Source organism: Acidovorax sp. 22279 (genome assembly GCF_052045435.1).
Classification (GTDB): Bacteria; Pseudomonadota; Gammaproteobacteria; order Burkholderiales; family Burkholderiaceae_C; genus Acidovorax; species Acidovorax delafieldii.
Genome location: NZ_JBQEOV010000006.1, coordinates 229,693 through 241,995, shown reverse-complemented (window position 1 = coordinate 241,995; position 12,303 = coordinate 229,693). Strand labels below are relative to the sequence as shown.

The following is a 12,303-nucleotide window of genomic DNA, read 5'->3' as shown; positions in this document are numbered from 1 at the left end:
GACGCTCCCGGCGCGGCGGCCCTTGCGCGGGAGCCCTGGTATGGGCCGCGCCAGTTTCGGTGGCCTGAGCGCCGCTAGCCGCCCGTATCGCGCTCCATGGCGCGGCGATGGCGTTCGACAAACTCTTGGTAGGTGTCGATGCCGCGCAGTTGCAGGATGGTGTTGCGCACGGCGGCCTCGACCAGCACGGCGATGTTGCGGCCGGCGACCACCTGGATCACGACCTTGAGCACCGGCACGCCCAACACGTCCTGCGTGAGCGGCTCGTAGGGCAGACGCTCGTAGTCACGCTCCAGCGTCTCCTTGCGCACCAGGTGCACGATGAGCTTGAGGCGCATCTTGCGGCGCACCGCCGTCTCGCCAAAGATGGCGCGGATATCGAGCAGGCCGATGCCGCGCACTTCCAGCAGGTTTTGCAGCAGCTCGGGGCACTTGCCCTCGATGGTCGTCTGGTTGATGCGGAACAAATCCACGGCATCGTCGGCCACCAGACCGTTGCCACGCGAGATCAGCTCCAGGCCCAGCTCGCTCTTTCCCAGGCCCGACTCGCCGGTGATCATCACGCCCAGGCCCAGAATATCCATGAACACACCGTGCATGGTGGTGCGGTCAGCGAAGTGCTTGGACAGGTAGGCGCGCAGCACGTCGATGACAAACGCCGACGACTCGTGCGTGGAAAACATCGGAATCTGCGCGCGCTCGCACATCGACACCAGCGCGTCGGGTGCAGTCTGGTTGTCGGCCAGCACCAGCACGGGGGGTTCCAGCGTCACGATACGGGCGATGCGGCGCTTGCAATCGTCAGGGGAGGCGTTGCTCAGGTACGCAATCTCGCGCTCGCCGAGGATCTGGACCCGGTACGGATGGATGTAGTTGAGATAGCCGACCAGGTCGGCGCCGGAACGCGCGGAGCGCACGGCCACTTCGTCAAAACGGCGCTCGGACGCTCCGAGACCTGCCACCCACTCCCACTTCAGGGGGCCGCGAAATTCCTCGAAAAGAACATCGGCGCTGACAACATTGGGCTTCACGGCAGGTCAGTCAGGGTGATCAGCGCAGGCGGCGGGGAAAGCACTCAGGCCGTTTGGGTGGATTGCCAGCCCGCGATCATGCCGTGCAGTTCGGCAGCATCAGCGCAGGCCTTGAGCTTTTCGCGCAAGGCAGAGTCGCTGAGCAACTCGGCAATCTCGGAGAGGATTTCCAGGTGCTTTTGCGTGGCCGCCTCGGGCACCAGCAAAAAGATCAGCAGACCCACCGGCAACTCGTCCGGCGCATCGAACCCAATGGGATTGAGCAACTGAAACACGGCCGCCATCGGGGCCTTGAGGCCTTTGATGCGCCCATGGGGAATGGCCACGCCATGACCGAGCCCGGTGGAGCCCAGGCGTTCGCGGGCAAACAGACTGTCGGTGATCAGCGCCCGAGAGAGGCCGTGCTGGCTCTCGAACAGCAGACCCGCTTCTTCAAAAGCACGCTTCTTGCTGGTGGCGTCCACGCTCACAAGCACTTGAGCGGAGGGCAGGATGGAGGCGAGTCGGTTCATGGTCAAGGGTAACAATTATGCACATATTGGCGAAAACCCTGAGCGCGGCGCATCAGGCAACAAAAAAACCGCCCGAGAGGGGCGGCTGCTGTGCCAGGCTCAGGGCTGGCGCATCAAGCGTGCAGTTCGCGCTTGGCGGCTTCGTGGTGGTGATCTTGCAAACGGTCCTTGTGGCGGACCACTTGGCGGTCCATCTTATCGACAAGTTCGTCCACAGCAGCATACAGGTCGGCGTGGGAGCTTTCGGCAAACAGGTCGCTGCCCTTGACGTGGATGTTGCATTCCGCTCGCTGTCTCTTTTCCTTTTCCTTTTGCTTCTCTACCGTCAGCAGTACCTTGACATCGACAACTTGGTCAAAATGGCGGGTGATCCGGTCCAGCTTGGTGGTGACGTAGTTGCGCAAGGCGGGAGTAACTTCGAGGTGGTGACCGCTGATCGTCAAGTTCATAAATAAGTCTCCTGTGGCTCTCGGTGGAAAAACGCCGTCCTGGATCAGAGGAGCGGCTCGGCGAACTTGGATGCATCTGTTGTTGACGTCGTGGGTTCACTATGCCCCTGCCCTCCCTGAAATGCAATCCCATACCGCCGCAGGCCGCTGGGTTATGCCCGGCAAGGTGCCAAGCACCCGAAAAGCGCGCACAATGGGCGGATTGAAGGGGCTGGCCAAAGTGCAGCGCAAACCCTTCCCTTGTCACCGTGCCGACGGCGCCGCGCCATGCAGCGTGAGGCGCCCCACCACCAGCATAGACAGCAGGCTGGCGCCGATGCCCACCAGCGCAGCCACCCAGTAGTTCTGTACCAGCCCCTGCGCATCGCGGCTGATCAGCACCCCTCCCACAAAAGACGCAACACCCATCGCCGCCGATTGCACGGAGGCGTTCAGCGTCATGAAGGTCCCCCGCAAAGGCGCGTGCGCCGCAGAGGCAATGATGGCCATGCCGGGAATCATGCGGCCACTGACAAAAGTGAACATCAGCGTGGACACCATCAACACGCCCCACAGCGGCAACCCCTGCACCAGCGTGATACCCAGGATGCAGGGAAGGCCTGCGAGGGCCAGCCACCGGAAGGTGGGCACCTTGCCATGCCGGTCTGTCATGCGCCCGAACAGCCGTGCCGTGAACAAGGTCACCACCCCGCCACACAGGTACACCAGCGGCACCTGATCGGCGCGCACACCCGCATTGGTCTGCATGTAAATGGTGATGTAGGGAATCACCGTAAAACCTGTAAACATCAGCAACGCCGAGAAAAGAAATGCCCACCGGTGGTTGCCATCCGCCAGCACCTGGGTGATACCGCTCAACACAGACCGCCCGTTGGCAGCCTGCACATGGCCCGCCATGGTCGGTAGCGTGCGGGCCGCCTGCACGGCCAGCACTCCCACCATGGCGGCAATGCCAATGAACGGCAGGTTCCAGCCCCCGTACTGCGCGAGGATCAGCCCCAGGGGCACGCCAGCCACCGTGGACACAGAAAACGACGTCATCACGATGCCCATGGCACGCCCTCGCCGCTCAAAGGGCACCACGTCCGCCACGATGGTCTGCGACAAGGCCGACAGCACGCCGCCAAAAGTCCCCGCGAGAATGCGTGCCACCATCAGCGTGCCGTACGTGGGCGCGAGGCCACAGGCCAGCGTCGCCAGCCCAAACAGGCCATAGAGCACCAGCAGAAGCCGCTTGCGACCGAAGCGATCGATGTAAGTCGAAGCCAGCAGGCCTGACGCCCCCGCCGACAGCGTGTAGGCAGACACCAGCAAACCAAACTGCGCGTCGGTGATCTCAAACAGCTGCGTGAGCTGCGGGCCCAGCGGCATCATGATCATGAAATCCAGGATGTGGGTGAACTGGATGCCTGCCAGCGTCAGCAGCAGCCACAGTTCGCGGCGGGGAGAAAGCTCAGGCGTAGAAGAAGACACAGCAGACGGCCGCAGGGGCCCAGGCAGGTTCAGGGCCGCCCAGTGTGCCGCATGCCCGCCCGGGACACACCCTTCTCGGCGCATTCCCCGCGGAAACCGCCGCCCTTCAGAGCGGCGCGTAAAATCCACCGGTTGCGTCCAGGCCTCCCCTGCCGCGCGCCCCTTTCCCCTACGTTCTTCGGACTGCCCGCAGCGGACACCCACCGCCCACACCGACACCATGACCCAGCCCAGCTCCACCGCCCTGCACACTTCGGCCCTGACTTCGCTGCCCCTGCTGGCACGCGGCAAGGTGCGTGACAACTACGCCGTGGGCGATGACCGCATCCTGATGGTGGCCAGCGACCGCCTGTCGGCCTTCGACGTCATCATGGGCGAGCCTATCCCCGGCAAGGGCGAGCTGCTCACCCAAATGGCCCTGTTCTGGTTCGACAAGCTCGGCCACATCTGCCCCAATCACCTCACAGGCGACGCACCCGAGAGCGTGGTCAGCCCCGAGGAAGCCCCTCAAATCCGTGGCCGCTCGATGCTGGTGAAGCGCCTCCAACCCATCCCGGTCGAAGCCGTGGTGCGCGGCTACCTGGCTGGCAGCGGCTGGAAGGAATACCAGGAATCGCGCTCGGTCTGTGGCGTGCCCCTGCCCGACGGCCTGACCAACGCCGCCAAGCTGCCCGAACCCATCTACACGCCCGCCGCCAAGGCCGCCATGGGCGAGCACGATGAGAACATCACCTTCGAGCGCACGGTGGAGATGATTGGCCTGGACCTGGCCACCCGCATCCGCGATCTGAGCATTGCCATCTATAAAGCCGCGGCCGACATCGCGCTCACCAAGGGCATGATCATTGCCGACACGAAATTCGAGTTTGGCCTGGCCCCTGACGGCACGCTGGTGCTGATGGACGAGGTGCTGACCCCCGACAGCTCCCGCTACTGGCCAGTGGAGGGCTACGCTGAAGCCCTGGCCAAGGGGGAGAACCCGCCCAGCTACGACAAACAGTTTGTGCGCGACTGGCTGGAGCAGGCCCAGGTCAACGGCAAGCCCTGGGACAAGACCCCCCCATCGCCCCGCCTGCCCCAGGCGGTGATTGAAAAGACGGCGGCGAAGTACCGTGAGGCCCTGGAGCGGCTGACATCGGCATAGATCTGCTGTGGGAGTGGCACCCGCCAAAAGCCCCTTTGAAGCCTAGCCCGGCGGCGTTTCGACGGCTTCAAAACGCAGCAATTGCTCGCCTTCAGCCCCCCGTAGCAATAGCTGCGAGCCGACCTGGCGAAAGCCCCGCACCGCCAGCAGCGCCTCAAAATACTGGGTCTCTAGCCCACTGCTTTGCAGGCACAAGCTGATGTTGGACACGAGCTGCCCCATGCGTAGGTGTCCGCTCTGAGGTTGCAACTCATAGTCGGCGAGAAAGCGGTTGCAGCCGCCCGAGCCTGCCACCCGCGGCTCATCTGCCTGGAAAACCAGATGGGGCACCGACACACCATCGGCAGGGCGGGATAGGGCCTCCCCAGCCATTTCGACGAGCCGCCAATGGGTCAGCAGCAGGGGCACAGACGCCTCCACAGTGGCAGCCAGCGGCAGCAGCCGCTGCATTTGAACATCAACATGGCGGTAGGCCGCGTCCTGCGGCACTGGGTAGCGCCCGTCGCTGGCCAGAAGCAACCGCCCCTCCAAGGTGACGGCGGTTCGCACCTCATAACGCCCCTTGGGCACAAACCGCGCAGAGGGGTAGGGAATCCACAGCGCGTAAGGGGGCTGACCTGCAGGTTGGCGGCGCTGCCGCCCCAAAACGACGGGCGGCTGGTCTGGCTGGGTCACATCCAGCAAAGTGGCCTCAAAAACAGCCTCGGGCGGCAGCATGACACGCTCTCGCGAAAGCGCCACCCCCGTAACCACGGCGTCTGGAGCAGGGGGACGCGTCACGCAACCAGTCACCCCCAGTATCCACACCAAAACGCCGCCATAGAGCCCGCGGCGTAGGCAGCCTAGACGTAACCCATTGCGCCAGGGTGGCAATTGGATGGAGAGCGCCTGCGTCGCGCCGTTCACCACTGCAACCTCTTGAGCCCTCAGCTCAGCACCACACTCGACAACCGCCGGCGGTAGGTGGCCACCACCGGGTCTTCGGGGGGGATCTGGCCCTCGGCGACCTTGGGCTTGGGCGCCTCGATCAGTTCGAGGATGGCGACGTAGGTCTTTCGGGCGATCTCTTCGCTCCACGCCTTGTCGCGCATGAGGATTTCGAGCAGCTCGTCCATGGCGTCGGTCCAGCGCTGCTGGGAGATGAGCCAGCGGGCGCGGGCATAGCGGGTGTCGAAATCCCGCTTGTTCGCGGCGATTTTTGCCTCAAATTCGGCCTCAGCGCTAGCGTCATATGCGCCAGACGCTACAAAATCAAGAGCATCCATCCAGGTCTTGAGGGCCCCCAGCTTGCGCGACATGGCGGCCTTGGCAATCACGGGAGCAAAAGCCACCTTGGCATCGTCCTCGCGCCCCAGCTGCAGCAGCAGCTTGACGTAGTCAAAGCGCGCGTCATCGTTGGCGGGGTCGGTCACGACGGCATGCTGCAGCTTCTCCAATGCGGTGCCGGTATCGCCTCCGGCGAGAGCTTCCTGCGCCTCTTCTTCCTCGGCCTCGGCCACCATCTCTTCAGCGGTGGGGACGTGCTTGTCGAGGAAGGCGCGCACCTGGCCTTCGGGCAAGGCGCCCATGAAACCATCGACAGGCTGACCGTTCATCAGCAGCACGCAGGTAGGAATGCTGCGGATTCCGAACATGCCCGCCAGCTGCTGTTCCTGGTCGGAGTCGATCTTGGCGAGCTTGAAGCGGCCCGCGTATTCCGTCTCCAGCTTCTCCAGCACCGGCCCCAGGGACTTGCAGGGGCCACACCAGGGCGCCCAGAAGTCCACCAGCACGGGCACGTTCATCGAGGCGGCAACCACCTCGGCTTCAAAGTTCTCTACGGTGACGTCAATCATGATGGTGTGGGGCCCGAGGCCTATGGAGCGGTTTGCGCGCTATTTTGGCCCATCGAAACAGCCCCACACCCGCCAGGGAGGCGCAAAAAGTAAAATCGCGGGTTCTACCTACAGCGGCTGGGCAGGCAAGGCCTGCCGGCCAGCACCTTCCACACCATGAAACCCATCCAGATCGGCGTGGTCATGGGTTCCAGCAGCGACTGGGACACCATGCAGCATGCAGTGCAAATCCTTGAACAGTTCGGCATCGCGCACGAGGCCCGCGTGGTGTCTGCCCACCGCATGCCCGACGACATGTTTGCCTACGCCGAGGCCGCCGCCGGCCGGGGGCTGAAGGCCATCATCGCCGGGGCCGGCGGTGCTGCCCACCTGCCCGGCATGATCGCCGCCAAGACCACCGTGCCCGTGCTGGGTGTGCCCGTGGCCAGCCGCCACCTGCAAGGCGTGGATTCGCTGCACTCCATCGTACAAATGCCCAAAGGCATCCCCGTGGCGACGTTTGCCATCGGCACCGCCGGTGCGGCCAACGCCGCCCTGTTTGCCGTGGCCCTGCTGGCCAATGAGAGCCCCGAGCTGCGCCAGCGCCTGGAAGCCTTCCGCGTCGAGCAGACGGAAGTGGCCCGCAACATGACCCTGCCGCCCGCTGCATGAGCGCCGCCATGCAACCCTTGCTCCCCGGATCGACGTTGGGTGTTCTGGGTGGCGGCCAGCTGGGCCGCATGTTCGTCCACCAGGCCCAGGCCATGGGCTACTTCACGGCTGTGCTCGATGCCGACCCCACCAGCCCTGCCGGGCTGGTGAGCCACCACCACATCCAGACAGGTTACGAAGACCCGCAGGGCCTCGCGGAGCTGGCCCGCCTGTCGGATGCGGTGACCACCGAGTTCGAGAACATACCTGCTGCTGCACTGGCCACCCTGGCCACGCAACGCCCCGTGTCGCCCGCCGCCAGCGCTGTGTCGGTGGCGCAGGACCGTGCACGCGAGAAGGCGCACTTTGTGGCCTGCGGTGTGCCCTGCGCGCCCTATGCCGTGATCGAAACCGCAGAGCAACTGGCCGCCGTATCCCCCCACCTTTTGCCCGGCATCCTCAAGACGGCCCGCATGGGCTACGACGGCAAGGGCCAGGTGCGCGTGAAGACGCCCGCCGATCTGGCCACCGCCTGGGATTCGGTCGGCCAAGTGGCCTGCGTGCTGGAGAAGATGCTGCCGCTGCAGCTGGAATGCTCCGTCATCGTGGCGCGTGGTGCCGATGGGACGATGGTGCACCTGCCGGTGCAGCGCAACCTGCACCGCGACGGCATCCTGGCCGTGACCGAGGTTTATGAAGGAAATCTGCCGCAAGCGCTAGTGGATCAAGCGGTAGCCGCTGCAAAATCTGTAGCAAAAGGCCTGCAGTATGTGGGCGTGCTTTGCGTGGAGTTCTTCGTGCTGCAGGACGGCAGCCTGGTGGTCAACGAGATCGCACCGCGCCCACACAACAGCGGTCACTACAGCCAGAACGCCTGCGATGTGTCGCAGTTCGAGCTGCAGGTGCGCACCATGGCCCGCCTGCCGCTGACGCAGCCGCGCCAGCACAGCGCTGCCGTCATGCTGAACCTGCTCGGCGACCTGTGGTTTGCCCACGGCGACGCGGCGCAGACCCCGCCCTGGGCCCAGGTACTGGCCCTGCCCGGCACCCACCTGCACCTGTATGGCAAGCGCGACGCCAAGCGCGGCCGCAAGATGGGGCACCTGAACATCACCGCCGCCACCCCCGAGGCTGCGCGCGCCACGGCCCTGCAGGCCGCAGCGCTGCTGGGCATCGAGCCCTTCTGAGCCAGGCTGTTTCCATGATTCTCGACGGCAACGACCCCCAGGCCATCGCCACCGCTGCACGCGCAGTGCGCAGCGGCGCCCTGCTGGGTCTCCCCACCGAAACGGTGTATGGCCTCGCGGCCGATGCCAGCAGCGATACCGCCGTGGCGCAGATCTTCGCGGCCAAGGGGCGGCCCAGCGACCACCCGCTGATCGTGCACGTGGCCAATGCCGAGGGCATTGCGCATTTCGCCAGTGAAGTGCCCGGCTTTGCACAAAAGCTCGTGGATGCCTTCTGGCCCGGCCCGCTCACGCTCATCCTGCCGCGCCTGCCCGGCGTAGCCACCGCCGCCACCGGCGGGCAGGACAGCGTGGGATTGCGCTGCCCCGCGCACCCCGTGGCCCACGCCCTGCTGGTGGCCTGCGCAGCCGCTGGCGACAGCAATGGGGCCGGCGGCTCACCCGTGTGGGGCGTTGCAGCCCCCAGTGCCAACCGTTTTGGCCGCGTGAGCCCCACCACCGCCCAGCATGTGCAGGACGAGCTGGGCGCCGACCTGCTGGTGCTGGACGGCGGGCCCTGCGATGTGGGCATTGAAAGCACCATCGTGGACTGCACGCGCGGTGTGCCTGTGCTGCTGCGGCCCGGCGCCATCACCCGGGCGCAGATTGCGGCCGCTTGCGGCATGGCCCCGCTGTCCAAGGAAGACCTCCCCACGGCCACACCCCGCGCCTCGGGCACGCTGGAGGCCCACTATGCCCCCAGCGCCAAGGTGCGGCTGATGGACGCGAAGGCGCTGCAGACCAGCCTGGACCTGCTGGGTACCGATGCCGCCCACATTGCGATCTATGCCCGCGCTGCGTTGCGCAGTCGGTCCTCCAAGCTGGTCATGCGGCGCATGCCCGATGACGCGGCTGCCACGGCGCAGCAGCTGTTCGCCGTGCTGCGCGGTTTTGACGACGAGGGCGTGAAGCTGATCTGGATCGAGACCCCGCCGGCGAGCCCCGACTGGGAGGGCGTGCGCGACCGCCTGCAGCGCGCCTCCGCCGCCTGACCCGGCACGATGGCGCCGCTTTACATCCGTTGACTTTGCGTCGTTAAACTACCCCCCACTTTTCTGGAGAAATACATGGCAGCAAATTGGATGCGCCGCACCATCATGGTCGCCGCATGTGCGTCGGCCGCGTTGCTCGCGGCCTGCGGTTCCAGCACCACCGAATCGGCCATCTCGCCCCAGCGCTTTATTGCGTTCGGCGACGCCATGAACGATGTGGGGCAAAACGGCTCGCGTTACACCGTCAATGACGGCAGCGTCAACAACTGGACCCTGCAACTGGTGGCCAACTACGGCAAGTCGCTCGCCCCGGTCTCCGCAGGCGGCCTGAGCTACGCCACTGGCAACGCCCGCGTCAGCGCCAAGCCCGACGCCGCAGGCAATGCCAGCACCCGGACCGTCACCGAACAAATCGATACCTTTCTGGCCAGCGGCAGCTTTGCGGCCACCGACGTGGTGATCGTGAGCGGCGGTATCAGCGACGTGATCGCCGGCATGGCCGCTGTGAACGCAGGCACCCAGACCCAGGACGCCATGGTGGCCGCCGCCCGCAAGGCTGGGGAGGACCTGGCTGCACAGGTGCGCCGCCTGGTGACGGCGGGCGCCAAGTATGTGGTGGTGACCGGCACCTACGACCTGAGCAAGACCCCCTGGGCCAAGACCATTGGCCGCGAAGCCCTGCTGAGCAACGCCAGCAGCCGCTTCAACGAAGGCCTGCTGGTGGGCATCGTGGACCTGGGCGCCAACGTGCTGTACGTGGACTCTGCCTATTACGTGAACCTGTACACCAGCGTGCCTGGCAACTATGGTTTCAACAACTCCACGGCGGCAGTGTGTACGTCGGTGGACGCGACCAACGGCATTGGCATTGGCGCAGGCCAGGTCAACTCGGCCCTGTGCACGTCGTCCACGCTGCTGTCGGGTGCCAATGCCACCTCGTTCGTGTTTGCTGACACCGTGTACCTCACGCCGTCGGCCCAGCGCCAGTTTGGCACCTACGCCTACGACCGCCTGCGCGCGCGCTGGTAAGACGGAGCGCTGCAGGCGCCCCGAAACAAGAAGGCCGCCCCAAGGGCGGCCTTTTTTTGTGGGCGGCTGGTCTGCCACCTTGTGCGGATCAGAACCGATACACCACGCCCAATGCCACCACGTTGGGGTTGAGCTTGACGTCAATGGTCTGTCCTGTGGACAGGGTGTTGCGGGTCTTCACAAAAGTCTTGTAGTACGCCACGTCCAGCGACCACTGGTCGTTGAGCGCAATGCTCACCCCCACCTGAGGCGTGAGGCCAAACCGCGATTCAGCGCTCAGCGTAGTGGGACGGGAGGGACTGCCACCGGTCAGACCGGTCAGCGCGGCGGTCCCCCGCTCCTTGAAGAACTTGGCGTAGGTCACGCCCAGGCCCACGTAGGGGCGCACCCGCGCATTGGCCTCCAGAAAGCGGTACTGCGCGAACACGGTCATGGGCAGCACCTTGACCTCGCCAATCTTGCCCACGCCGCCGATGGCTCCGGCGCCCATGATGTTGTGCTTGAAAGGCAGTGCCAGGGGCACGTCCACCGCCCAGTGGTCGGTGAGCATGTAGGTGATACCGCCAGCCAACTGCGTGTCGGCATGCACGTCCACCTTGGTGCCCGTGAAGCTGGGCGCCGACAGGTCGCCACTGGTGACCTGGGGCGCGATTTGCGTGGCGCCCGCGCGCACCAGCCAGCTGCCTGCGGTTTGCGCCTGGGCACCGCCGGACAGGGTGAGCGCCAGTGCGGCCACAACGCCAGCCAGGGAAGGGGTGATGGTTTTGTTTTGCATGGTGTTTGAACCCTTCAACAGCCGATTACAGCCAACCCGCACGGGCCAGCGAACGCGAGACCAACTGGCTGACCAGCTGGTGGCCATACGGCGTGGGGTGGAAGCTGTCGGAGAACGCATAGGTCTTCCACCAGTCCGCGCCGCCCGTGGCGCCTGCGGGCGGCGTCTGTGCCGACAAAGCTGCCGCTGTGCACGTGGGGAAGGTATAGGTGGGCAGGCCGTCAGCACCTTGGCCGGTGATGGGGCACGCGGTGTTCTTGGCATTGGTCAGCCCGAACTGCGCGGGGTTGGCCACCTGGTCGTTGAACGAGGTGTAGAAGTCCACCACCACCACCTTGCTGTTGCCCGCAAAACGTTTGGCCAGTTGGGCGTTGAAGGCTTCAAGCCAGGCCTTGAGCAGCCCCTGCACTTGCGCGCTGGCGGCGGCGCCGGCCGACGCCGTGATGCCGCCGAGCACCTGTTGCAGACGCGGCGTCTTGTCGATGGCGGGCATGTTGAGCACCGCCACACGCTGCGCGCCCTTGCTCAAGGCATTGGCTTCGATCGCGTCGTGGAACTTGTCGGCCAGCGCCACCATGTAGGCGCCGCCCACCTGGGCCTGGCCCGTGGCACCGCCCGCCAGGCCGGCGTTCACCGTGGCCGCAGGCAGCAAGGTGGATAGGAGGGCACCGAAGGCCTTGCCGCCATCCTTGGAGGCCGACAGGTAGGCACCGATGAGGTCCGCAGCGTCGTTGCCGCCACCGTCGATCAGCAACAGGTCCCCCGCGCTGAAGCCGTCAGCCCCTGCATCGGTCAGTTGCTTGACGATGGAGACAGGCGACGCAGGCGCCGTGAAGTTGTTGATGCGCCCGCCGCCAATGGCGTAGTTAGTACAACCCGCCGCGCTGTTGAAAGCGCTGCCGGTGGATACATAGCGGGGACAGAGCGTGTTTGCGTAGCTGCTGGCCACCAGTTCGGGCCAGATGGGTGTGGACGCTGGGCCTGTGGGCGCACTGCCCTGCACCGTGAACTTGAAGCCAAACGTGCCGCTGTCGGCAATGCTGTCACCCATGACCTTGACCGTCTTGATGGGCGCCACTGGCGAGGTGTCGGCACCGCCGCCCCCACACGCCACCAGCAGCGATGCTGCCGCCAGAGAAACCCACAAAGCCTTGCGCTGAAAAACCATCGGTATCACTCCTGTTATCGTAAAAATAGAACGACCGTG

Annotated in this window: 13 protein-coding genes; 5 read left to right on the top strand and 8 right to left on the bottom strand. The window is 65.3% G+C overall.

Annotated features, from left to right (window positions below; genetic code table 11):
* Window positions 1–74 precede the first annotated feature (74 nt).
* From hprK to ACTJKQ_RS10490, 4 genes are all read right to left on the bottom strand, one after another.
* Window positions 75–1,031, bottom strand: coding sequence for an HPr(Ser) kinase/phosphatase (gene hprK / locus ACTJKQ_RS10505; protein ID WP_056068067.1), 957 nt, complete (start codon window positions 1,029–1,031; stop codon window positions 75–77).
* Between the two features lie 44 nt (window positions 1,032–1,075).
* A complete protein-coding gene (locus ACTJKQ_RS10500) occupies window positions 1,076–1,543 on the bottom strand; it encodes a PTS sugar transporter subunit IIA (protein ID WP_056068066.1) in 468 nt (155 codons plus the stop codon).
* Window positions 1,544–1,656: 113 nt separating this feature from the next.
* Window positions 1,657–1,992, bottom strand: coding sequence for a ribosome hibernation-promoting factor, HPF/YfiA family (gene hpf / locus ACTJKQ_RS10495; protein WP_015016131.1), 336 nt, complete (start codon window positions 1,990–1,992; stop codon window positions 1,657–1,659).
* A gap of 243 nt (window positions 1,993–2,235) precedes the next feature.
* The gene (locus ACTJKQ_RS10490) at window positions 2,236–3,465 is read right to left on the bottom strand and encodes an MFS transporter (protein WP_440596788.1); all 1,230 of its coding nucleotides are present in this window, start codon (window positions 3,463–3,465) and stop codon (window positions 2,236–2,238) included.
* A 220-nt stretch (window positions 3,466–3,685) separates the two neighbouring features.
* Here ACTJKQ_RS10490 and ACTJKQ_RS10485 point away from each other — a divergent pair, with 220 nt between their 5' ends.
* On the top strand, window positions 3,686–4,609 hold the full coding sequence (locus ACTJKQ_RS10485; RefSeq protein ID WP_440596787.1) for a phosphoribosylaminoimidazolesuccinocarboxamide synthase: 924 nt from the start codon (window positions 3,686–3,688) through the stop codon (window positions 4,607–4,609).
* 42 nt (window positions 4,610–4,651) lie between these two features.
* Here ACTJKQ_RS10485 and ACTJKQ_RS10480 read toward each other — a convergent pair whose 3' ends face one another.
* Window positions 4,652–5,362 (bottom strand): META domain-containing protein, encoded by a 711-nt coding sequence (locus tag ACTJKQ_RS10480; RefSeq protein ID WP_440596806.1) that lies wholly within the window; start codon window positions 5,360–5,362, stop codon window positions 4,652–4,654.
* Window positions 5,363–5,535: 173 nt separating this feature from the next.
* On the bottom strand, window positions 5,536–6,444 hold the full coding sequence (gene trxA / locus ACTJKQ_RS10475; RefSeq protein WP_440596786.1) for a thioredoxin: 909 nt from the start codon (window positions 6,442–6,444) through the stop codon (window positions 5,536–5,538).
* A 156-nt stretch (window positions 6,445–6,600) separates the two neighbouring features.
* Between trxA and purE the strand changes: the two genes are divergently transcribed.
* From purE to ACTJKQ_RS10455, 4 genes are all read left to right on the top strand, one after another.
* Window positions 6,601–7,095, top strand: a complete 495-nt coding sequence (gene purE / locus ACTJKQ_RS10470) for a 5-(carboxyamino)imidazole ribonucleotide mutase (protein ID WP_440596785.1) — start codon at window positions 6,601–6,603, stop codon at window positions 7,093–7,095.
* Window positions 7,092–8,261 (top strand): 5-(carboxyamino)imidazole ribonucleotide synthase, encoded by a 1,170-nt coding sequence (locus tag ACTJKQ_RS10465; RefSeq protein WP_440596784.1) that lies wholly within the window; start codon window positions 7,092–7,094, stop codon window positions 8,259–8,261. Before purE ends, ACTJKQ_RS10465 begins: the two co-directional genes overlap by 4 nt.
* A 14-nt stretch (window positions 8,262–8,275) precedes the next feature.
* Entirely contained in the window at window positions 8,276–9,292 is a 1,017-nt protein-coding gene (locus ACTJKQ_RS10460) for an L-threonylcarbamoyladenylate synthase (RefSeq protein WP_440596783.1), read from the top strand.
* Between the two features lie 75 nt (window positions 9,293–9,367).
* A complete protein-coding gene (locus ACTJKQ_RS10455) occupies window positions 9,368–10,321 on the top strand; it encodes an SGNH/GDSL hydrolase family protein (RefSeq protein WP_192419010.1) in 954 nt (317 codons plus the stop codon).
* An 88-nt stretch (window positions 10,322–10,409) separates the two neighbouring features.
* Here the strand turns inward: ACTJKQ_RS10455 and ACTJKQ_RS10450 are convergent, their stop codons facing one another.
* Together ACTJKQ_RS10450 and ACTJKQ_RS10445 are read right to left on the bottom strand one after the other, a co-directional pair.
* Window positions 10,410–11,096, bottom strand: coding sequence for an OmpW/AlkL family protein (locus ACTJKQ_RS10450; protein ID WP_056068053.1), 687 nt, complete (start codon window positions 11,094–11,096; stop codon window positions 10,410–10,412).
* Window positions 11,097–11,121: 25 nt separating this feature from the next.
* A complete protein-coding gene (locus ACTJKQ_RS10445; protein ID WP_440596782.1) occupies window positions 11,122–12,264 on the bottom strand; it encodes an SGNH/GDSL hydrolase family protein in 1,143 nt (380 codons plus the stop codon).
* Between the last annotated feature and the right edge of the window lie 39 nt (window positions 12,265–12,303).